Source organism: Flavobacterium sp., assembly GCF_044373165.1.
GTDB lineage: Bacteria > Bacteroidota > Bacteroidia > Flavobacteriales > Flavobacteriaceae > Flavobacterium.
The window spans coordinates 16,788-37,839 of record NZ_JBILQL010000008.1 but is presented as its reverse complement, the minus strand read 5'-3'; the positions used below and the strand labels follow the sequence as shown (position 1 = coordinate 37,839).

At 37.3% G+C, this 21,052-nt stretch carries 19 protein-coding genes; 11 read left to right on the top strand and 8 right to left on the bottom strand.

The features are described from left to right. Positions 1-203: 203 nt before the first annotated feature. On the bottom strand, positions 204-554 hold the full coding sequence (gene rplS, locus ACIQ32_RS02455) for a 50S ribosomal protein L19 (RefSeq protein WP_396194072.1): 351 nt from the start codon (positions 552-554) through the stop codon (positions 204-206). A gap of 210 nt (positions 555-764) precedes the next feature. Continuing rightward, entirely contained in the window at positions 765-1,442 is a 678-nt protein-coding gene (gene trmD, locus ACIQ32_RS02450) for a tRNA (guanosine(37)-N1)-methyltransferase TrmD (protein ID WP_396194071.1), read from the bottom strand. 99 nt (positions 1,443-1,541) lie between these two features. On the opposite strand from trmD, the gene ACIQ32_RS02445 reads away from it, so the two are divergent. Continuing rightward, positions 1,542-2,681, top strand: coding sequence for a sterol desaturase family protein (locus tag ACIQ32_RS02445; RefSeq protein WP_396194070.1), 1,140 nt, complete (start codon positions 1,542-1,544; stop codon positions 2,679-2,681). Here the strand turns inward: ACIQ32_RS02445 and ACIQ32_RS02440 are convergent, their stop codons facing one another. After that, the gene (locus ACIQ32_RS02440) at positions 2,682-3,485 is read right to left on the bottom strand and encodes a class I SAM-dependent methyltransferase (protein WP_396194069.1); all 804 of its coding nucleotides are present in this window, start codon (positions 3,483-3,485) and stop codon (positions 2,682-2,684) included. A gap of 84 nt (positions 3,486-3,569) precedes the next feature. Here ACIQ32_RS02440 and ACIQ32_RS02435 point away from each other — a divergent pair, with 84 nt between their 5' ends. The 4 genes from ACIQ32_RS02435 to ACIQ32_RS02420 all read left to right on the top strand — a co-directional run bounded on the left by ACIQ32_RS02435 (position 3,570) and on the right by ACIQ32_RS02420 (position 7,363). Then, on the top strand, positions 3,570-4,502 hold the full coding sequence (locus tag ACIQ32_RS02435; RefSeq protein WP_396194068.1) for a peptidylprolyl isomerase: 933 nt from the start codon (positions 3,570-3,572) through the stop codon (positions 4,500-4,502). Between the two features lie 107 nt (positions 4,503-4,609). Further along, the gene (locus ACIQ32_RS02430; RefSeq protein ID WP_396194067.1) at positions 4,610-4,912 is read left to right on the top strand and encodes a cytochrome c; all 303 of its coding nucleotides are present in this window, start codon (positions 4,610-4,612) and stop codon (positions 4,910-4,912) included. 65 nt (positions 4,913-4,977) lie between these two features. Then, entirely contained in the window at positions 4,978-6,411 is a 1,434-nt protein-coding gene (locus ACIQ32_RS02425) for an MBOAT family O-acyltransferase (protein WP_396194066.1), read from the top strand. 1 nt (position 6,412) lies between these two features. Then, on the top strand, positions 6,413-7,363 hold the full coding sequence (locus ACIQ32_RS02420) for a hypothetical protein (protein ID WP_396194065.1): 951 nt from the start codon (positions 6,413-6,415) through the stop codon (positions 7,361-7,363). A 5-nt stretch (positions 7,364-7,368) separates the two neighbouring features. Here the strand turns inward: ACIQ32_RS02420 and ACIQ32_RS02415 are convergent, their stop codons facing one another. Beyond that, the gene (locus tag ACIQ32_RS02415; protein ID WP_396194064.1) at positions 7,369-8,643 is read right to left on the bottom strand and encodes a glucose-1-phosphate adenylyltransferase; all 1,275 of its coding nucleotides are present in this window, start codon (positions 8,641-8,643) and stop codon (positions 7,369-7,371) included. Positions 8,644-8,668: 25 nt separating this feature from the next. After that, positions 8,669-9,895, bottom strand: a complete 1,227-nt coding sequence (glgA, locus tag ACIQ32_RS02410; RefSeq protein WP_396194063.1) for a glycogen synthase — start codon at positions 9,893-9,895, stop codon at positions 8,669-8,671. Positions 9,896-10,029: 134 nt separating this feature from the next. Between glgA and ACIQ32_RS02405 the strand changes: the two genes are divergently transcribed. After that, on the top strand, positions 10,030-10,383 hold the full coding sequence (locus ACIQ32_RS02405) for a tRNA-binding protein (RefSeq protein ID WP_396194062.1): 354 nt from the start codon (positions 10,030-10,032) through the stop codon (positions 10,381-10,383). A gap of 84 nt (positions 10,384-10,467) precedes the next feature. Here ACIQ32_RS02405 and ACIQ32_RS02400 read toward each other — a convergent pair whose 3' ends face one another. Then, positions 10,468-10,845 carry a PUR family DNA/RNA-binding protein gene (locus ACIQ32_RS02400; RefSeq protein WP_396194087.1) on the bottom strand — a complete coding sequence of 126 codons (378 nt, stop codon included), beginning with the start codon at positions 10,843-10,845 and terminating at the stop codon, positions 10,468-10,470. 71 nt (positions 10,846-10,916) lie between these two features. Continuing rightward, entirely contained in the window at positions 10,917-12,674 is a 1,758-nt protein-coding gene (locus ACIQ32_RS02395) for an ABC transporter ATP-binding protein (RefSeq protein ID WP_396194061.1), read from the bottom strand. Between the two features lie 195 nt (positions 12,675-12,869). On the opposite strand from ACIQ32_RS02395, the gene ACIQ32_RS02390 reads away from it, so the two are divergent. The 5 genes from ACIQ32_RS02390 (at position 12,870) to ACIQ32_RS02370 (ending at position 19,529) form a co-directional block, all read left to right on the top strand. Beyond that, positions 12,870-13,976: a Glu/Leu/Phe/Val dehydrogenase dimerization domain-containing protein gene (locus ACIQ32_RS02390; protein ID WP_396194060.1), complete on the top strand. Its 1,107-nt coding sequence runs from the start codon at positions 12,870-12,872 to the stop codon at positions 13,974-13,976. Positions 13,977-14,091: 115 nt separating this feature from the next. After that, complete coding sequence (gene nusB / locus ACIQ32_RS02385) at positions 14,092-14,997, top strand: transcription antitermination factor NusB (protein ID WP_396194086.1); 906 nt, start codon at positions 14,092-14,094, stop codon at positions 14,995-14,997. A gap of 10 nt (positions 14,998-15,007) precedes the next feature. Beyond that, positions 15,008-15,502, top strand: a complete 495-nt coding sequence (locus ACIQ32_RS02380; protein WP_396194059.1) for a DUF1573 domain-containing protein — start codon at positions 15,008-15,010, stop codon at positions 15,500-15,502. A gap of 15 nt (positions 15,503-15,517) precedes the next feature. Continuing rightward, positions 15,518-15,793, top strand: coding sequence for a preprotein translocase subunit YajC (gene yajC, locus ACIQ32_RS02375; protein ID WP_324692260.1), 276 nt, complete (start codon positions 15,518-15,520; stop codon positions 15,791-15,793). A gap of 142 nt (positions 15,794-15,935) precedes the next feature. Further along, a complete protein-coding gene (locus ACIQ32_RS02370) occupies positions 15,936-19,529 on the top strand; it encodes a T9SS type A sorting domain-containing protein (protein WP_396194058.1) in 3,594 nt (1,197 codons plus the stop codon). A gap of 108 nt (positions 19,530-19,637) precedes the next feature. On the opposite strand, the gene pepT is transcribed toward ACIQ32_RS02370, so the two are convergent. After that, on the bottom strand, positions 19,638-20,930 hold the full coding sequence (pepT, locus tag ACIQ32_RS02365) for a peptidase T (protein WP_396194057.1): 1,293 nt from the start codon (positions 20,928-20,930) through the stop codon (positions 19,638-19,640). Positions 20,931-21,052: the final 122 nt, after the last annotated feature.

Below are 21,052 nucleotides of genomic sequence, written 5' to 3'. Positions count from 1 at the left end.
AAATATAAGTAAATCACTATTACGCTCGATTGGTTTTGAGCGAAATCGATTGAATTATCAAATTGACAATTTGAGGAGTTTAAATTAGCAAAATGACAATCTGTAGTGTGTATTTTGGTAAAATGATAATTTTTCAGGCTAAATTTTAAACATAAAAAAGCCCCGATAAAATCGAGGCGTTTTTATAAGTACAAAGTTTAGAATTATCTTCTTCTTTCTTTGATTTTTGCTTTTTTACCGGTAAGTTCTCTAAAGTAGTAGATACGAGCTCTTCTAACTTTACCTCTTTGGTTCACTTCTACTTTTTGTAATGCCGGCATGTTTACTGGGAAGATACGCTCTACACCAACAGCACCTGACATTTTGCGGATTGTGAAAGTTTCAGTCAATCCTGCACCTTTTCTTTGGATAACAACACCTTTGAAAAACTGAGTTCTTGTTTTTTCACCCTCTTTAATTTCGTAGTAAACAGTGATAGTATCACCGGCACCGAAAACAGGGAAATCTTTTTTTGTTGATAATTCGTTATTAACGAAATCTACTAAATTTGCCATTTTTAAAAACTATTATGGTTTAAAATCTGAGCAACATTCACGGTTTTCGCCAGAGGTTGGTCAAATGTGGGGGCAAAGATAGAAAAGAATTACGAATTATGGATTATGAATTATGAATTTTTTTTAGGTTTTTTGAAGAGTGTAAAGTATTAGAAGTCAAATTGTTATAGACTGGTCTACTCGCTCTTAACTCTTAACTCACAACTTTTTCTACTCTTCAAGCAAGTCAGGGCGTCTGTTTTTGGTGTGTTCGTATGCCTTGTCTTCACGCCATTTCTCTATTTTGGCAAAATGACCGCTGGTCAAGACTTCCGGGACTTTCCAACCTTTGTAATCGGCTGGTCTGGTATAGATTGGTCCTGATAATAAATTGTCTTGAAAACTATCCGTTAAAGCCGAAGTTTCATCGCTCAAAACTCCCGGAATCAAACGAATAATCGCATCGCAAAACACTATGGCGCCAATTTCTCCACCCGAAAGTACATAATCGCCAATCGAAATTTCTTTGGTAATAAAATGGTCTCGAACGCGTTGGTCCACGCCTTTATAATGTCCGCAAAGAATAATAATATTCTCGTACATCGACATGGTATTGGCCATTTTTTGGTTCAAGGTTTCGCCGTCGGGCGACATGTAAATGATTTCGTCGTAAGTTCTTTGGCTTTTCAAATGCGTGATGCAATCGTCAATAGGCTGTATCATCATGACCATACCGGCGCCACCGCCAAATTGGTAGTCGTCTACGCTTTTTTGCTTGTTGGTGGTGTAATCTCTGAGGTTGTGAAAATGCACTTCTACCAATCCTTTTTCGATGGCGCGTTTCATGATTGAGCCTTCAAACGGACTTCGCAATAAATCGGGTAATATGGTGATGATGTCTATTCGCATGGAGATAAATAATGTGCAAAGATAGGTATAATGATTTGTTGATAAAATAAACCTTATTCAAATTGAACTTTTTCTATATTCGCAGCAAACACAGTCAGTATGGAAGTAAAAGATAATATCGATTTCGGGAAAGGTTTTATCAGTGGTTATACCTCAATATTTTTAGGCGCTTTATCATTTTTGGGCGTTTTATGCTTTAAGTATCCTGAGTGGTTAACGACACCTGAGTTCAGAGAGATTTACACCGGAGAGTCGATGAAAATACTACTTACGGCTTCTATCATAGCCTCTTTCTTTTTCGGTTTGATTAGTTTTATAGTGAGTAAGCAAAAGAAATTTGCGCTCATTGGATTGATTTTTTGCACATTAGCTATTGTTTTGGGAGGATTTAACGTAGCTCCGTCAGCTGTTGGTGCTACTAAATGGCATTTAGGGTTGGATTGGTTGTTGCTAGACTTGCTTTTAATGGCAGTTATTTTTATTCCGATAGAAATGGTTTTTCCTAAGCGAAAAGAGCAAAAAACTTTTCATGAAGAATGGCGAACCGATTTGGTTTATTTTGTGGTTAGTCATTTGTTGATTCAGTTTTTCGGAGCTATTACACAACAACCTGCCAAGTTATTTTTTGGTTGGATGGGACTTTCAGATTTGCAAAATTGGGTTCAAAATCTGCCTTTTTTGGTAGAATTGTTTATGGCGTTTTTTATAGCTGATTTATTTCAGTATTGGACCCATCGTTTTTTCCACAGCCACCACTTTTTATGGCGATTTCACTCCATTCATCATTCCACCGAGAATATGGATTGGTTGGCCGGTTCGAGAACTCATTTTGTAGATATTTTTGTAACCCGATCGATGGCTTTTATTCCGCTTTATGTATTTGGATTCTCAACTATAACATTTAATGTTTATGTTGTTTTTATGGCCATTCACGCGGTGTTGATTCATGCCAACACTCGAATTAACTTTGGCTTTCTCAAATATGTTTTTGCTACACCTCAATACCACCATTGGCACCATTGTAAAGATTCTGAACATTACGGAAAAAATTTTGCCACTATTTTTCCTTTTATTGATAAGTTGTTCGGAACGTATTATTTACCCGGTGCAACATGGCCCAAAGACACCGGATTGTTAGAAGCCAACTATCCGAAAGGTTATTTGAAACAAGCCGTTTATCCCTTTACTAAGAGTCCGTTTGACAGTGATTTGAATATGGAAGAGTATTCCAAAAGGTAATTACTTTTTTGTGCCCAAAATAGAATACACCATCGGGATTTTATTCTCCAAATGCTTTATTCTGAACTTCCCTTTTTCAAATTCTTCTGTCTTATTAAAGCAGTTGTAGGGCGAATAATCGTATTCGTTAAAAGAGTTGATTTCCAAACCACTTTGTATCAAACTATTCAAAATCTCACTAATCGGATGGTTCCAAGTGATGGTTTTGGTTTCTATGTCGGCTTGCTTGTCGGCATAAGTTCCGGTTTCGCTTTCCACAATCGGTTCCACATTAAAATAATTATAGAAAACCGTTTCAAAATCATTGTCAAACATCCAAACCACCGGATGAAAATCGGCCATGATAAATTGTCCGTTTGGTTTTAAAAAATGGGAGACTACCTTTGCCCATTTTTCCAAATCGGGAAACCAACCAATAGTGCCGTAACTGGTGAAAACGATGTCAAATTTTTTAGAGATGAAATTCGGAGCGTCATAAATATCGCAGCAAACAAATGTTGACTCAAGGTTTAGTTTTTGAGCTATTTCTTGAGCTCTTGCTATAGCTTTATCTGACAAATCCACGCCGGTTACTTCGGCACCCATTCGCGCCAATGAAAGCGTGTCTTGTCCAAAGTGACATTGTAAATGCAATATTTTTTTACCGGAAACATCGCCTAATACGTTTAGTTCGATTTCGTTTAAAGTTGATTTTCCCTTTAGAAAACCTTCCATATCATAAAAATCGGAAGCCATATGAACATCCACTTTATCGTTCCAAGTGGCTTTGTTGGTGTTAAGGTAATCAGTGGGTTCTTTTTTCATTTTAAACATCGGAGTTTGTTATTTGATGACCAAATTTACAAGATATTATAGTAACTTTGCACCACATTTTTAACAATTCAAGCAATGGAAAACGGAATATACGCTAAATTCAATACGACCAAAGGTTCGATTTTAGTAAAACTAACACACGATTTAACACCGGGAACGGTTGGGAACTTTGTAGGATTAGCCGAAGGACAATTGGAAAATTCGGCCAAACCTATGGGCAAACCTTATTATGATGGTTTGAAATTCCACAGAGTCATTCCTGATTTTATGATTCAAGGCGGTTGTCCGCAAGGCATAGGTTCAGGCGGTCCGGGGTATAATTTTGACGATGAATTTCATGTAGATTTGCGTCACGACAAGCCGGGTGTTTTATCGATGGCGAATGCTGGTCCAGGTACTAATGGGTCGCAATTTTTTATCACACACGTACCAACCACTTGGTTAGATGAGAAGCACACCGTTTTCGGTCACGTAGTAGAAGGTCAAGAGATTGTAAACGAAATTGCCCAAGGCGATATTATTGAAAACATAGAGATTGTCAGAGTAGGAGACGAAGCTCAAAAATGGAATGCCATCGAGTCTTTCAGAACTTTTGAAGGTTCTCGTCAAAAAAGAATCGAAGAAGCCAAGAAAGCTGCCGAAGCTGCCATGGAAAAATTAGCGGCCGGTTTCGATAAAACAGACAGTGGTTTGCGATACAAAATCATCCAAAAAGGGAACGGGAAAAAAGCAGAAAACGGAAAAACAGTTTCTGTTCACTACACCGGACAATTAGAAAGCGGGAAGACATTTGACTCATCTTATCCCCGCAAAAAGCCCATTGAATTTCCTCTTGGAAAGGGTCATGTTATCGAAGGTTGGGATGAAGGGATTGCCTTGTTGCAAGTTGGCGATAAAGCGCGTTTCGTGATTCCGTCTTATTTAGGATACGGTTCCAGCGGCGCCGGAGGAGTAATTCCGCCAAATGCTACTTTGATTTTTGATGTGGAATTGATGGACGTTAAGTAAGGTTTCAATTGGCACGAGCTAAAAATTAATATTTGATTAAAACTGAATCCCAATCTTTTACGGTTGGGATTTTTATTTACATTTACTTCAACCAATAACTAAAAATCATGAAATACAAAGTACTAACCTTGGCTGTTTTGGCCACAATCATTTATTCTTGCGCATCGAAATCGACAGTGCCAACGGTTGAAACTCCTAAAGAAGAAATAAAATTTGCGGTAACATTGACAGCGGAATTAGCCGAAGGAAAATCCCTTTACGAAAACAATTGTGCCAATTGTCATTCCTTGTACAAAGCTAATGATTTCAATGCGGAACAATGGAAACCTATCGTATTAGACATGCAGAAAAAAGCCGGATTAAATGATGCGCAAGGGCAGAAAATTTACAACTATCTAACCTCTCAATAGTAATGAACACTCTTCGGGGTGTTTTTTTATTTTAAAAATAATACATTTGAAAAAAGTTTTTTTAAATGTTATTCAACTCGCTTGATTTTGCTTTCTTTCTGCCAATCGTGTTTGTTTTGTATTGGTTTTTCTTTGCTAAGGCATTAAAGTGGCAAAATGTATTGTTGCTGGCAGCGAGTTATTATTTTTACAGTTGTTGGGATTGGAGGTTTTTGTTTCTATTAATCTTTTCTACTGCCTTAGACTATTACAGCGGACACAAGATTGCGCAATCGCTTCACCACAAAAAGAAGTGGCTGATTCTAAGTGTCGGCATTAATTTAGGGTTTCTGGGCGTGTTTAAATATTACAATTTCTTTGTCGAATCTTTTGCTGATTTTTTAGGCAGTTTTGGCATCCAACAAAGTTATTCTACTTTAAATGTTATCTTACCCGTTGGGATTTCATTTTATACTTTTCATGGTTTGTCCTATGTGTTTGATGTGTATAACAATAAAATTAAGCCTTGTGACAATTGGGTAAACTACAGCTTATTCGTTAGCTTTTTTCCTTTATTGGTGGCCGGTCCGATAGAAAGAGCAACGCATTTGCTACCACAAGTCGAAAAACCAAGAACCTTTGATTATGGCAAAGCCATTGATGGTTTGCGTCAGATATTATGGGGTTTGTTTAAAAAAATGGTCATTGCCGATAACTGTGCCAAATTTGCGAACGTTATATTCGAAAATTCTGCCGATGAAACCGGAAGTACTTTGGCACTCGGAGCGTTGTTTTTTACCTTCCAAATTTATTGCGACTTCTCGGGCTATTCCGATATTGCTTTAGGAACGGCCAGATTGTTTGGGTTTGAATTGCTACAAAATTTCAAGTTCCCTTATTTCTCTCGAGACATAGCCGAGTTTTGGCGTAGATGGCATATTTCATTGTCTTCTTGGTTTCGCGATTATCTGTATTTCCCTTTGGGCGGAAGTCAAGGCTCAATTGGCTTAAAAGTGCGAAACACGTTCATTATTTTTTTAGTCAGCGGTTTTTGGCATGGTGCTAATTGGACCTTCATTGTTTGGGGTTTGCTCAATGCCATTTATTTTTTGCCACTGTTGTTAGCCAATAAAAACCGCGTTAATTTAGATGTAGTGGCACAAGGAAGGTATTTGCCGAATCTGAAGGAAGTATTTCAAATGACAGTGACTTTTTCACTAACCGTAATCGCCTGGATTTTCTTTAGAGCCAACGATTTGTCTCACGCTTTTCAGTATTTGACATCGATGTTTACGGAACAATTGTTTACCATGCCGACACAATTTCCGATATATTTAATAGTTCTGTTGGCTTTTTTTATAACCGTAGAATGGTTGGGCAGGGCTAATAATTTTGCCATTCAAAAGTTAGGTTTTCTGCGGTTCCGAATTTTACGCTGGGGATTTTATACGGTTTTATTGTTTTTAATTTTCACCTTTATGGTAACAGAAGAAACACCATTTATTTACTTCCAATTTTAGCATGAAAAAGTTTATTAAACAATTTGTTTTGTTTCTGTCATTTTTTGCAATGGCTTACTGCTTAATGGTTTGTGTGATTGGTGAATTTGCGCCTTATCATTTCAGAAATGTACTCAATTATCGCTTGGGTTCTAACGGGTATCTGCATTCTAAAATTAAGGAAATTAAAGACTACAAAAATGTCGATATCCTTTTCATCGGTACTTCGCATGCCTATAGAGGATTTGATGTCAGAATTTTTAAAGACAAAGGGTATCATACTTTTAATTTGGGTTCGAGTATACAAACACCAATTCAGACCCATATTTTGTTTCAAAGATATTTAGATAAACTTCAACCCAAATTGGTAGTGTACGATGTTAACCCCGAGATTTTCGGCAGCGATGGCGTGGAATCGGCTTTAGATGTTATTTCAAACGACAGCATCAATTGGGATTCCTGCAAAATGGCTGTGGAAGTCAATAATGTGAAGACCTACAACACGCTGATTTTTGCATTGTACAAGCAAATTACCAATGCCAATGCAAACTTTAAAGAGCCAATTGTCAGGGCTAAAGACACCTATATTTCCGGTGGTTTTGTCGAAAAGGAAATCACTACTTTAACCTCAGATAAGCAATACGATAAAGTTCGGTATCAATTGGATGAGCAACAACTCCGTTTTTTTACACAAAACCTCCAAATGCTTCGTGACCGTAAGATTCCTTTTGTCTTGGTTCACATGCCTTTGACCAAAAGATTGTATCAATCCAAGTTGAATTATCCTGAATTTTCTAAGTTAATGCAGCATAAATCAGGAGGAAGTTATTACGACTTCAACCAAATGATAAAATTAGACGACAGTCTTCATTTTTACGATGACAATCACCTTAATCAAAACGGAGTGACCATTTTTGATGCCTTTTTCATTTCAAAAATGGAAGAAGAAAAGGTATTGGTTTCCGATAATTAATTTTGCTATACCAAAAATCCGTCAGGCAAAATTGCTCCTTTTTTAACTACGATTATACCGTCTTTTATTGTGTATAAAGGCGTGTTAGTGTCTTCTAAATGTTTTCCGCCATTGAGTCTCACGTCATTTCCGATACGACAATCTTTATCGATTATGGTATTGTTAAAATAACAACGTTCTCCAATGCCGATGTTAATGATACCTTGTAAAGTATTGGTTCTGATTTCTTCTAAATTTTGATAGTAGTCATTTCCCATCAAATAAGAATTTATAATGGTTGAGCCAAAACCTATGCGACTTCTAATGCCAATCACGGAGTGTTCTATGGTAACCCCGTTTAAAATGCAACCTTCAGCAATGACCGATTTGTCTATGGTAGAAGCACCGGTTATTTTAGACGGCGGTAAAACACGTGCACGGGTATAAATTTTACTGGAATTGTCAAAAAGATTGAACTTTGGAATGTCATCGGTTAATCCTAAGTTGGCTTCAAAAAAAGAATCGATGTTTCCAATATCGGTCCAATAACCTTCATATTGATAGCTCAGTATCTTTTGTTTGCCGATAGCTTGCGGAATGATTTCCTTGCCAAAATCTTTGGTGTCGGGATTTTTCATTAAATCTACCAGCAAATCTTTGTTGAAAATATAAATTCCCATGGAAGCCAAATAATTTTTGCCTTCTGCTTGTGATTCCTGACTTACTTCCGAAGTCCATTGAGGCAATAAATCGGCATGAGGTTTTTCAATAAATGAAGTGATGTAATTTTCGGAATCGGTCTTCAAAATTCCAAATTCAGGCGCTTCTTTGGCAGTAACCGGTAAGGTAGCAATGGTAATATCGGCACCACTTTTTTCATGGGCATTAATCATTTTATTGAAGTCCATTTGGTACAATTGGTCTCCGGAAAGAATAAGCGCATAATCAAATTCGTGGTTCATAAAATGGTGCATACATTGTCTGACGGCATCGGCTGTACCTTGGAACCAAGTTGGGTTGTCGGGCGTTTGTTCGGCCGCTAAAATATCAACGAATGCCGTACTGAAATGGCTAAAATGATAGGTGTTTTTGATGTGCTGGTTTAAGGAAGCCGAATTGAATTGGGTTAACACAAACATCCTTTTAATTTCTGAATTGATACAATTAGAAATCGGAATGTCTACCAAGCGGTATTTTCCGGCTATCGGAACCGCCGGTTTGGAACGGGTTTGGGTTAGCGGTGCTAATCTTGAACCTTGTCCGCCACCTAAAATAATGGCGAGTGTACTTTTGTTAATCATAATCTTATCGTTTGGTGGTTAACTTTTAGGCTTTTTCTTTTTCAAATCGTTTGATGACTTCTTCGTAATAGTCATAAGTGGTTTTGGCAATGGCGGTCCAACTGAATTTTTCCAAAACTCTTTTCCGACCGGCTTTACCCATTTGGAGGGCTAAATTTTCATCTTTCAATAATAGATTTACTTTGGCTGCAAAATTTCTTTGAAATACTTCCGGGGCTTTCGGATTGAAATCGGTTCGGGAAAGGCTTTCTAATTCAATTAAATAACCCGTTTCACCTTCCACAATAATTTCGGGTATGCCGCCTACAGCCGATCCAACTACTGGAGTTTCGCAGGACATGGCTTCGAGATTGATGATGCCGAACGGTTCGTATAATGACGGACAGGCAAAAACGCGAGCATGACTGTACAGTACTTTGATTTTCTCGCGTGGTAGCATTTCAGAAATCAGTATGACACCTTTCCGATGGGTTTTTAAATCACTGATTAAGGCTTCGGTTTCTTTGGCAATTTCGGGTGTATCCGGAGCTCCGGCACAAAGTACTATTTGGCAATTTTCGTCGAAATACTTGGCTGCAGCAATCAATTGCGAAATTCCTTTTTGACGGGTAATCCGACCTACAAAAAGCACAAACGGAACATCAGGATTGATTCCATATTCATTTAATAAATCAGGATCAAAAGTTGGGGCATAAAAATCAGGATCGATACCGTTGTGAATAACGGTCACTTTTTCGGGATTTACGCCATAAGCTTCGATGACATCGGTTTTCATTTGTTCGCTCACAGCTATAATTCCGTCTGCTGTATTGTAAGCATGATGTTCAATCCATCGGGACAAAAAATAACCATTGCCCAATTGCTCCACTTTCCATGGGCGATGCGTTTCCAAACTATGAGTGGTTAATATTAATGGCGATTGTAGCAATTCTCTGGAAAAAATACCGGCCAAATGGGTATACCAAGTATGACAATGGATTACATCAGCCTCAGTCGTATGTTGCGACATTTCGACATTTTTGCTCAAATTATGAAACATTTTGAGGTGTGAATTATCGGAGTCATTAGGTTTGGTAAGCGAAGATTGAATGCCAAGCACGGTCATAGTGTCGGTAACCGATTCTTGGTCACCAAAGCAGCGTACTTCAACTTTACCCAACTTGGCCAATTCCTGACTTAAAAAATCGATATGTACTCCGGCGCCGCCATAAATGTTGGGCGGAAATTCATTGGTGAATAAGGCAATTTTCATGTGATAAACCTATGGGTCATTTATTAAAACCTAAAAGTATTAAATATATTCAACTTTTCTGCTCACAACAACCATACAAATACTATACAAAATCAATTTTCATCATTATTTTTGTGTCAAAACAATACAGAAATATGGAAAATACAAAAGAGCGGTTATTGGCATGGAGTACTTTTGAACAAGTTGATATTCGAATTGGTACCATCTTGGAAGCTACTGATTTTCCTGCGGCCCGAAAACCGGCTTATCAATTGGTCATAGATTTTGGCCCGGATATCGGTTTGCTGAAATCTTCGGCTCAAATCACCAAACGGTATTCGAAAGAAGGTTTGTTGGGCAAACAAATTGCAGCAGTGGTAAATTTTCCGCCGAAACAAATCGGCAACTTTATGAGCGAATGTTTGGTATTGGGTTCTGTTGGTGCAGAGAATGATATTGTTTTGCTGACTTCCGATTTGAAAGCCGAAAACGGATTGCGAATCGCATAAAAAAAAGTCCAAAACCTTTCAGCTTCGGACTTGTTTTCTACTAGTCACTAATCACTAGTCACTAATTACTAATTACTTAAGTAGTTATATATCATCAAAATCGATGTCGGTGAAACTTTTATCGATGGGTTTGGTTTCTTCATTTATTTCGTTATGGTATTCTTTTTTAAAGTCTTTTTGGTGTCTTTCCGAAATTACTTCTTCACCTTTATGGTTTAATACGTAGGCTGTCATTTCTTCTAAAATTTCAGTAAAGGCTGCGAAATCTTCTTTGTACAAATAAATTTTGTGTTTTTTAAAGTGAAACGAACCGTCTTCTTCAGTAAACTTTTTGCTTTCAGTAATGGTAATATAGTAATCATCTGCTTTGGTAGCCCTAACATCGAAGAAATAGGTTCTTCTTCCGGCTCTTAAAACTTTAGAAAAAATCTCGTCTTTTTCTAACATATCATTTTCTCTCATATTCTTTCGGTCAATTAATAAGGTTTCTGTACAGTTCAAAAATGGTAAAATTTTTGTTACGAAACAACAATTTAATTTAATTCTTTTTCCGAAAGTTGTTTTACATATAAGTCGGCATAATACCCCGGTTGGTTTATTAATTGATTATGAGAACCTTCTTGAATAATTTGTCCGTCTTCGAGGATGATAATCTTGTCGGCATTTTTGGCTGATGAAACCCGGTGGCTTACAATGATAGTGGTTTTATCTTTAGAAATCTGAAGGAGATTGTTTAAAATTTGCTCTTCAGTTTCCGTATCTACCGCTGATAAACAGTCGTCAAACAACAAAATTTCCGGATTTTTGATGATGGCTCTGGCAATGGAAACCCTTTGTTTTTGTCCGCCCGAAAGGGTGATGCCGCGTTCGCCCAGGATAGTATCGTATTGCAGGTTAAAGTTGATAATATTGTCGTGAACCACTGCTTTTTTAGCAGCGTCAATCACTTCTTCATCGGTGGCGTTTTCTTTCCCGAATTTGATGTTATTTTTAATCGTATCCGAGAACAAAAAGGCGTCTTGCGGCACTATACCAATGCTGTTTCTTAAGTCGTATAAATTAACGTCATCAATGGCTTTTCCGTCTATGGTAATCTGTCCTTCTTTGATATCGTACATACGGGTAATCAAAGACAGTATGCTCGATTTTCCGGAACCGGTTTGGCCTAAAATGGCGAGTGTTTCTCCTTTTTTGACTTTGAAAGAGATGTTTTTCAGCGCTGTAATTTCGGTATCTTCGTAGGTGTAGCTGACGTTTCTTAATTCGATTTCGCCTTCAATTTTGGTATTGTCTTTGGCTTTGTTTTTGATTTCTGGACTGACTTTTAAAAATTCGTTGATTCTTTTTTGAGAGGCTTCCGCTTCTTGTACTAAAGACGATACCCAACCAATAGATGCCACAGGCCAAGTCAACATATTCACGTAAAGGATAAACTCGGCTATAGTGCCGATGCTTTTGATGTCGCCTTTTATATACATCAATCCGCCAAAATAGATCACTACCAAATTACTTACCCCAATCAAAGCAATCATCAGCGGACCGAAGAGCGATTGTACTCGCGCCAAACTCATGCTTTTGGTTTTGCTTTCTTTGGCCAAATCGACAATTTCTTCTTGGTATTGCTTTTCTAAAGCATAGGCTTTGACGACTCGTATACCGGAGAAAATCTCTTGTGTAAAACTTGAAATCTTCGATAAATATTGTTGGAAAGTGGTGCTTCGTTTATTGATTTCTGAACTCAATCGGAAAATGATAAAAGACAAAATCGGCAAAGGCAAAATGGTGTATAAAGTTAGCAAAGGCGAGACATTGTACATATAAATGATCACTACTGTAAAACGAATAAAAGTATTGATAGTGTACATCACTGCCGGACCAACATACATTCGTACTTTGGCCACATCTTCGCTGATGCGATTCATTAAATCACCGGTACGGTTTTTTTTGTAGAAGTTTTGGTCTAATACTTCGTAGTGTTTGAAGACTTCGTTTTTCAAGTCAAATTCTACGTGACGCGACATTACGATAAGGGTTTGTCGCATCAAAAAAGTTAAAACGCCGGCAATTAATGTTGTTCCGATAATCCAGAGGATGTTTTCAATCAATTCGGACTTGATCAAATCACTACTCATTTTATCTGCATGAAAACTCTCTATCGCTTGAAAAGACTGACTCACTAGCTTCGGTGTGAATAAGGAGAAAATTTGAGCGATAATAGTGATTAAAATTCCTAATAAAAAATGGAATTTATATTTGACAAAATATTTGTTTAAATATTGAAGTTCTTTCATCTTAATTTTAAAGAAATGGGTAGTTTTGGCTAAATTTTGTTAAAATATTTACGAATAAATAAATTATGGTATTCTTGCTTTAAACTGAATTTATTAACAAATTACTAATTATTTCTCGTATTGAAGCGATTTGTTGAATAATATTTTATTTTTGTACCGACTTTTTTAAAAAGTCTCAAATTAATACAACTGCATATGACTTCAGAAATCACCACACCGGTCGAGCTCAAAAAAATGGATCCTGTTTTCGGTCAACTTTCTTTTGACAATCATGAACAAATAGTTTTTTGTCACGACAAAGATACAGGTTTAAAAGCAATTATTGGTATTCATAATACAGTTATGGGACCGGCGCTTGGAGGAACCAGAATGTGGAATTACGCTAATGAATGGGAAGCTTTAAATGATGTTTTAAGACTTTCAAGAGGTATGACCTTCAAGTCTGCAATCACAGGTTTGAACCTTGGTGGAGGCAAAGCGGTAATCATTGGCGATTCAAAAGCAGATAAAACCCCGGAAATGATTACCCGTTTCGGAGAGTTTGTCAACTCATTAAGCGGCAAATATATCACAGCCGAAGATGTTGGGACAACTACTGAAGATATGGACAGGATTCACAAAGTAACCCATTTTGTTACCGGTATTTCCGAATCCATCGGAGGATCAGGCAATCCGTCTCCGGTTACGGCTTATGGCGTTTTTATGGGAATGAAAGCCGCCGCCAAATACCAATTCGGGTCTGACAATTTAGAAGGGAAAAAAGTATTAGTTCAAGGAACCGGACATGTTGGCGAAACCTTAATCAGTTACTTGACAAAAGAAGGTGCTGAGGTTTTTGTTTCCGATATTCACCAAGATAAAATGGAAAATATGGTTGCTAAATACGGTGCCAAAATTTTCACCGGAGCCGATTTATACACTGCCGATGTTGATATCTACTCACCTTGTGCTTTGGGAGCTACCATCAATGATGAAACCGTTCATAAAATCAAAGCTAAAGTAATTGCAGGTGCGGCAAACAATCAGTTGGCTGTTGAAGCGGTTCACGGGCAAATCTTAAGAGAAAGAGGCATTGCTTACGCACCGGATTTCTTGATTAACGCCGGTGGTATCATCAATGTTTACGGCGAAATCGTAAAATATGGTAAAGACCAAGCCATGAGAATGACTGAAAATATCTATAACACTACCTTGGAAATTTTCAGTTTTGCGGATGTTAATAATATGACCACGCAACAAGCGGCCATGCAAATTGCGCAAAACAGAATTGACCAAAGAAAAAAAGAAAACGCTGCTAAATAAGTAGTAAGTTTTTTAAAATATTCCTATTTTTGCAAAGCGAAAGAACTCCTTTCGCTTTGTTAATTTTTAAAAGTTCTTATCCGTGTTAAACAGAAGACATATCCGAGTAAAAGTGATGCAATCGATTTACGCTATGCATCAAAAAAATTCTGAAGAGTTAGAAAAAGAGGAAAAATTCTTAATACAAAGTATTGATAATATTCAGGATTTGTACTTGATTATGTTGTCTTCGTTAACGGAAATTCGAAAAAAAGAAATTATTTTCTTAGAAGCTTCCAGCAAAAAGCACTTAGCCACACCGGAAGAGAAAAATCCAAACTTCAAATTTGTCAACAATGCTGTTTTACTTCAATTAGAAGAAAACAATTCGTTGAGTATCGCTCTAGAAAGCAGAAAAATCAATAATTGGTCGCTTAATGATGACTATATTTTGATTTTATTAAATGAAATTAAGCAAAGTGATTTGTATTCTAAATACATGAGCAACCGAACTAATACTTTCGAGGAAGACAAACAGTTTGTGTTGGATATGTTTACCGAATTAATTGCGCCTAACGAAAAATTATACGAATATTTGGAAGACTACAAGCTAACGTGGATTGATGATATTCCGTTAGTGAATACTCAAATTCAAAAGCAACTCAAGCAAGTTTCCGCTAAAGAAGACTTCAAAGTAGTCAAATTGTATAAGGATGAAGAAGACAGAGAGTTTGTAGGTCATTTGTTCAGAAAAACTGTTTTGAATGAAGTGGAACTGGCCAAAGAATACATTGATAAAACGCCTAATTGGGATGCCGACCGTATTGCCGAAATTGACACCATCATTTTGAAAATGGCCATTTGCGAATTTTTAAAGTTTCCGTCTATTCCAATTAAAGTAACCATCAACGAATACTTGGAAATTGCCAAAGAATATTCTACTCCCAAAAGCAGTATCTTTATCAACGGAATACTAGATAACTTGGTCAAAGAATTCCAATCCGAAAATAAAATCAAAAAAACCGGTAGAGGTTTGCTGTAAATTATATATGATGAAAGTAAAATTTAATGTACTCCTAGCGGTTGCTTTACTAATACTATCAACTGCTTGTAAAAATGAGAATGTAAAAGATAAAGAGGTTTTGTTGGATACCATTTCAACCCAAACACCGGAAGCATTAGAATCGACTACACCAAAGGCCCAAGTGCCTGCCGACGGGAAATACCCTGAAATGACTTTTCAACAAGAAGAGCATGATTTTGGAACCATCCAACAAGGTGACAGACCAAGCACTGATTTCTCATTCAAAAACACCGGTGAAGCGGATTTAATTATCACTTCAGCTCGTGGTTCTTGCGGTTGTACTGTGCCAGACTATCCAAAAACACCAATCAAGCCCGGTGAAACCGGGAATATTAAAGTCTCCTTCAATTCTACCGGTAAACAAGGTAAAACGAGTAAAACAGTAACTCTTACATGCAATACTAAAGAAGGAAACAAAATTTTAAAAATTAATGCTAACATCGAAGTTCCTAAAAAGAACTAAAACCCAACAATTATTATGGAACAATTAACTAGTTTTTTACCCTTTTTATTAATGTTTGTGGTGATTTATTTTTTTATGATTCGCCCGCAACAAAAGAAATTAAAACAAGAAAAAGAATTTGAATCAGCGCTAAAAGTTGGCGATAAAATCATCACTAAAAGTGGTTTCCACGGTAAAATTTCAGAATTGGCCGAAACTACGGTGGTAATCGAAACCATGTCAGGAAAATTAAAGATTGAGCGTTCGGCTATTTCATTAGAGCTGACTCAAGCTTTGAACAAAAAAGCTTAAAGAAAGTACGAAGTTAGAAGAACAAAGTACAAAGTAAAATCCCAAGCACTGAGGTGTTTGGGATTTTTTGTTAAAACTAATAAGCTGAATTAAAATTGTTTACTTTTGGCACTCTTAACCCATTCAAGGACTATTTCCGACTATGAAACACTATTACTTTTTCCTCTTTTTTCTATTTACCGGTATCTCCAATGCTCAATGGGTGAATTTGGATACCGGAATTAACGATAACCTTACCGGTGTTGTTTTTTTAGATGAAAACGGATTGGCTTGTGGTGCCAACGGATTGTACTATACTACAACCGGAGGCGTTGGTGCTGCCAGTTGGACTCGATTTGAAATTACTAACAATCAGGCCATAGCCAACATCTATGAAAACACGGTTTTCACCCACTGTTATTCAAAACCGTCAAATACTACTAATACCGGACTTGTCTTTGCCTGCGGTCAGGATACGGTTACCCAAAAAGCGGTGTTGTTTATGATAAACATTCCGACTATGGCTTACAATTTATTGTACGTCGGACCAAACAATTCTAAGTTGAATAAGATTGATTTTTCCATTACTTATGACCGGTATTTTGTTGTAGGTGATGACGGGTTGTTACTCAGATTCAACGATTCACAAGTCAACACCATTACAACAGGTTTAACCGATGATTTATTAAGTGTAGGTACAGCAAGTAGTTCAATACTTTTAGGAACCGATCAAAAAATCATGAGAACTTCAATCATTGGGTTTTCCATAGGAACGGTTAATGTAGTGCCAACTATTAACGCAACCAATAAGGATGTTTTATTTTCCAACAGTAATAGCTCAAATGTTTACGGTGTAGGTGGTGATTCGTTTTCTTATACGGATTTGTCTTCCACAACCAATTTTAACACCCGCTACAATCAAAATTATTATGGCCCGCTTGATGCGAATGGTTTTATATTGTATTCGAGTAATTTTTATATCGGAACCAATCACGGAATTTACCGATGTTCTTATGCGACCAGTTCTTTTTCCAATGTTTCTGCAGAGTGGCAAGTCACATCGCTCAACCACCACATCAAGGATTTTTGGAAGCAAGACGGAACCACCGATTTTTATGCTTTTGGAAACAATGGTGTTGTCTTAAAAACTAATGGAAACGGTGGGGCAACCAAACCTTATGTTCGCATTAATGCCAATGGCGGTTGTTATCCGGGTGGAATTGCTCTTAGTGCTGTAACCGGTAGCGCCAACAGTTACAGTTGGTATATCAACAATAATTTAGTGCAAACCGGAACCAATTCGTTTACCTATAATTTTCCGGCAGTCGGTGTTTATACAGTAACTTTAACAGTTCAAAATAGTGCTGGTGAGCAATCTACAGACACCAAAACAATTTATATAGTTAATCCACCGCAAATTGACAAACAGGTTACGCTAAGTGATAATATTCTTTGTAAGCAAGAAATTGTTCAAATTCAAATTGCCGATTCAGAGCCTAACGTAATTTATACTTTGAAAATGGAAGGCCAACCTAATTCTAATTATGGGCAAAGTCAGGCGAGTACGGGAGGAATTTTGACATTTAATACTACAATGATTGATGTAACGGGAAGTTATTATATAGATGCCAAAAACAGTTTAGCCAATTGCAGTCGAAGATTTACCGGAAATTTCTTGATTACGGTTGAAGAAACCAAAGCCGAGTTTCATGCCGGTTTGATTAATGCCGAAGTCAATGAAACAGTAGAGTTCTTCGAAAACACTACTGATTCCCAAAACTTCGAATGGCAGTTTTCACCGAATGCTTCTGTAACGAGTTCCAGTTTGCCTAATCCGCAAGTAAGTTTCAGCGCACCGGGATTGGTGACGACTACTTTGCATTCTTGGTCTGATAATGATTGTCATGATACGGTTGTTGCGTCAAAACCCAATATTTTTGAACCCGATGCAGCCGCAGCCGACTGTTTTTTATTGGTCAATAACAGTAACGATCCTAATTGGCCCGGAGGTTATAATCCCGATATTTCGCAAACGACACCAACTTCAGATGGGTTTTTGCTCAGCGGAACGTATTTTAATGAGATATTCGATTCTACTCAAGGTGTTACTCTCAATTTGGAAGGAAAAAAAGGAGGCTATCTGTCAAAATACGATAGAAACGGTGTTATTAAATGGACGGTTTACAATATCAACACGGCCTTTGGAAACAATAATGATAATGGTGTTTATTCGACTGCTATCGATTTGTTAGGAAATATTTATATAGCCGGAAAAGGGAATGGTAAGTTTATTGACAACACCGGAAGAAGCACCGATTTATCAGCTACTCTGAATTTACCTCAGTATTATTTGATAAAATTAAATGCCAAAGGAGAACTCATTTGGTATGCGCAAAACAATTCTTTCAGTTTTGTAAAAATGGAAGTGGACCAGCAAAATAATTTAATTGCATTATCTAATCACAGAGACAGTTTTACATTAGTTCAAACATATTTTAATGGTGCTTTGGCTCAGGAAATAGGACAGCAGGTAGTTTCGCCTCAAGCGACTAATCTTATCCTAAAAGTTTCTCCTTCGGGTAATATAATTTGGGACACCAAAGTCTATTTGTATTCCGCCAACAGAATAGGATTGAGTAATTTAGGGATTGACGGAAGTAACAATATTTATTTCACGATGGATTTCGATTTGCAAGCCAAAGTATATCAAGCGGGAAGTAATACGATATCAGAAACCATAACCGGTGACGGAAGTTACGGCTCCAAAATCGGATTGGTAAAAATGAGTCCCAATGGTGAAATTCTGTGGAAACTCAGAAGTCGTACCATAGATGCCAATGGTTTCCCGAGTGATTTGACTTATGCCAATAAAATGATAGTTGAAAATGATGGAACAATATACCTAACCGGTGCCAACGATACCGGCTATAATTATTTTGGACCACTTAATTTTACCCACGTTTTTGAAAATACCAACGGAACTACAGTCTCAACCCAAAAAGGACCTTATTTTTTAGCCAAAGTCAATACTAACGGAATTTGTCAATGGATTAGAGGTTCCGGATATACCTATTATGGTTTCGGTGAAAACTTGTTGAAATCGGGAAATGAAATTCATGTGGTAGGCCAAATTTTTAACAATACAAACGACGGAGATAATTGCACTGCACTTTTTGACAGTACAAACGGAAATGGCTATAATTTAACCATCAATAGGTATGATTATTTCGTGTCAGTCTATGATGAAGCCGGGAATTTAAAGCGATTGTTCTTGAATAATGATGGTGGCAATGTCAATCATTTTTACGGATTTAAAGGCTTTTTCAAAGGCACTGGAGATTATTTCTATTTGGCCAAAAATATGGGGTATCCTTCTTCTACTACGCAAGTCTACAATGATTTTGGGTTGACCATGCCGGCATTTAATGGCGTTGACGGAACCGTAGTTCGCTTTACCGAAAGCTGCGCAGTGTCAAAGTATGATGCGACTTTAAGCAACAACGATTTGTCAAGTAACGCATTGGAAAATCTTGTAATTGTGCCCAATCCAACGGCTAACGAGTTCAGTATAACCTTAAATGATTCTTTTGAATCCGCTACTTTAGAAGTTTATGATATTACCGGAAAGTTAATTTCTGAAGTACAATTTGATAATGTCACCAAAGTATCTTCCTCAATCAACGGACAAAACGGTTTGTATTTTGTCAGATTAAAATCAGAAAACAATCAAAAATGGTTCAAACTGATTAAGCAATAAGAAGGTAAATTTTCGAATAAAAAATCCCAAATGCCTTCATTGGAATTTGGGATTTTTATTGTTTACCTATTTCTTTTCATTTCGTACTTTGTACTTCGTACTTTCCACTTATTTCTTCTTAGCCTTCTTTTCTTTTTTTTCTTTCTTTTCTTTCTTCGTAAAATCAGTCGTCGCCGTCAACTCCGCAATTTTCACAATCACTTCTACCGCTTTTTGCATGCTTTCTACCGGAACGTATTCATACTTTCCGTGGAAGTTGTGACCACCGGCAAAGATGTTCGGACAAGGTAAGCCCATATACGACAAACGACAGCCGTCTGTTCCGCCGCGAATGGGTTTGATTAAAGGTTTGATGCCTAAAGATTTCATGGCTTTTTCGGCCAAATCAACAATGAACATAACCGGTTCTACTTTTTCCTTCATGTTGTAGTATTGGTCTTTGATTTCGCAGATGACGATGTCTTCTCCAAATTGCTTTTTGAATTCTTTATTGAATTTTTTCGTGATTTTGTGTACCAATTCTTTCCGCTTAATGAATTTTTTCATGTCATGGTCGCGGATAATCATTTCCAATTTGGTTTCCTCAATGCTTCCCGTTAAACCCGTCACGTGGAAGAATCCTTCGTACCCTTTAGTTTCTTGCGGCGTTTCGCCTTTGGGCAATTCGTTGATGAAATCGTTGGCGATTAACATCGAGTTGATCATTTTTCCTTTAGCATAACCCGGGTGAACCGATTTCCCTTTGAAGGTAATTTTCACACCGGCAGCGTTGAAGTTTTCATATTCCAATTCGCCTATCTGACTGCCATCCATGGTGTAAGCCCAGTCGGCTCCGAATTTCTTTACGTCAAACAAATCCGCACCACGACCGATTTCCTCATCGGGTGTAAAACACACCCTGATTTTTCCGTGTTGGATTTCCGGATGCTGGATTAAGTATTCCATCGCGGTCATGATTTCGGTGATACCGGCTTTGTCATCGGCACCCAATAAAGTCAAACCGTTGGTGGTGATTAACGTTTGTCCTTTGTATTGCAATAAATCTTTGAAGTAACTAGGCGATAAAACGATGTTTTGTTCTTTATTCAAAACAATATCGCCACCGTCATAATTCGGAATCACTTGTGGTTTGACATCTTTCCCGGTAAAATCAGGCGTAGTGTCAAAATGCGATACAAAACCAATCGTGGGAACTTTATGCTTCACATTCGAAGCCAAAGTCGCCATTACATAACCGTGTTTGTCAATGGTAACTTCTTTCATCCCGATAGCTTTGAGTTCGTCTACCAATTTATTAGCCAAATCGAATTGTTTTTGGGTACTCGGTGTAGTAGTTGAATTCGGGTCGGACTCGGTATCGATAGTGACGTAGCTGATAAAGCGGTCGATGATATGTTGCATGGTGTATTTTTTTTAGCAAAGATAATAATTAGGAAGAACAAAGTACGAGGTACGAAGTGGGAAGTTTTGGGTTGGCTTTACACTAAAGTGACTTGACAATTAGATGTTTTATGATTTAATTG

Bases quoted from the DNA above. Each gene is read 5' to 3' on its own strand.
- rplS (WP_396194072.1), bottom strand. From the start codon at position 554: ATGGCAAATTTAGTAGATTTCGTTAATAACGAATTATCAACAAAAAAA.
- trmD (WP_396194071.1), bottom strand. From the start codon at position 1,442: ATGCGAATAGACATCATCACCATATTACCCGATTTATTGCGAAGTCCG.
- ACIQ32_RS02445 (WP_396194070.1), top strand. From the start codon at position 1,542: ATGGAAGTAAAAGATAATATCGATTTCGGGAAAGGTTTTATCAGTGGT.
- ACIQ32_RS02440 (WP_396194069.1), bottom strand. From the start codon at position 3,485: ATGAAAAAAGAACCCACTGATTACCTTAACACCAACAAAGCCACTTGG.
- ACIQ32_RS02435 (WP_396194068.1), top strand. From the start codon at position 3,570: ATGGAAAACGGAATATACGCTAAATTCAATACGACCAAAGGTTCGATT.
- ACIQ32_RS02430 (WP_396194067.1), top strand. From the start codon at position 4,610: ATGAAATACAAAGTACTAACCTTGGCTGTTTTGGCCACAATCATTTAT.
- ACIQ32_RS02425 (WP_396194066.1), top strand. From the start codon at position 4,978: ATGTTATTCAACTCGCTTGATTTTGCTTTCTTTCTGCCAATCGTGTTT.
- ACIQ32_RS02420 (WP_396194065.1), top strand. From the start codon at position 6,413: ATGAAAAAGTTTATTAAACAATTTGTTTTGTTTCTGTCATTTTTTGCA.
- ACIQ32_RS02415 (WP_396194064.1), bottom strand. From the start codon at position 8,643: ATGATTAACAAAAGTACACTCGCCATTATTTTAGGTGGCGGACAAGGT.
- glgA (WP_396194063.1), bottom strand. From the start codon at position 9,895: ATGAAAATTGCCTTATTCACCAATGAATTTCCGCCCAACATTTATGGC.
- ACIQ32_RS02405 (WP_396194062.1), top strand. From the start codon at position 10,030: ATGGAAAATACAAAAGAGCGGTTATTGGCATGGAGTACTTTTGAACAA.
- ACIQ32_RS02400 (WP_396194087.1), bottom strand. From the start codon at position 10,845: ATGAGAGAAAATGATATGTTAGAAAAAGACGAGATTTTTTCTAAAGTT.
- ACIQ32_RS02395 (WP_396194061.1), bottom strand. From the start codon at position 12,674: ATGAAAGAACTTCAATATTTAAACAAATATTTTGTCAAATATAAATTC.
- ACIQ32_RS02390 (WP_396194060.1), top strand. From the start codon at position 12,870: ATGACTTCAGAAATCACCACACCGGTCGAGCTCAAAAAAATGGATCCT.
- nusB (WP_396194086.1), top strand. From the start codon at position 14,092: ATGCAATCGATTTACGCTATGCATCAAAAAAATTCTGAAGAGTTAGAA.
- ACIQ32_RS02380 (WP_396194059.1), top strand. From the start codon at position 15,008: ATGAAAGTAAAATTTAATGTACTCCTAGCGGTTGCTTTACTAATACTA.
- yajC (WP_324692260.1), top strand. From the start codon at position 15,518: ATGGAACAATTAACTAGTTTTTTACCCTTTTTATTAATGTTTGTGGTG.
- ACIQ32_RS02370 (WP_396194058.1), top strand. From the start codon at position 15,936: ATGAAACACTATTACTTTTTCCTCTTTTTTCTATTTACCGGTATCTCC.
- pepT (WP_396194057.1), bottom strand. From the start codon at position 20,930: ATGCAACATATCATCGACCGCTTTATCAGCTACGTCACTATCGATACC.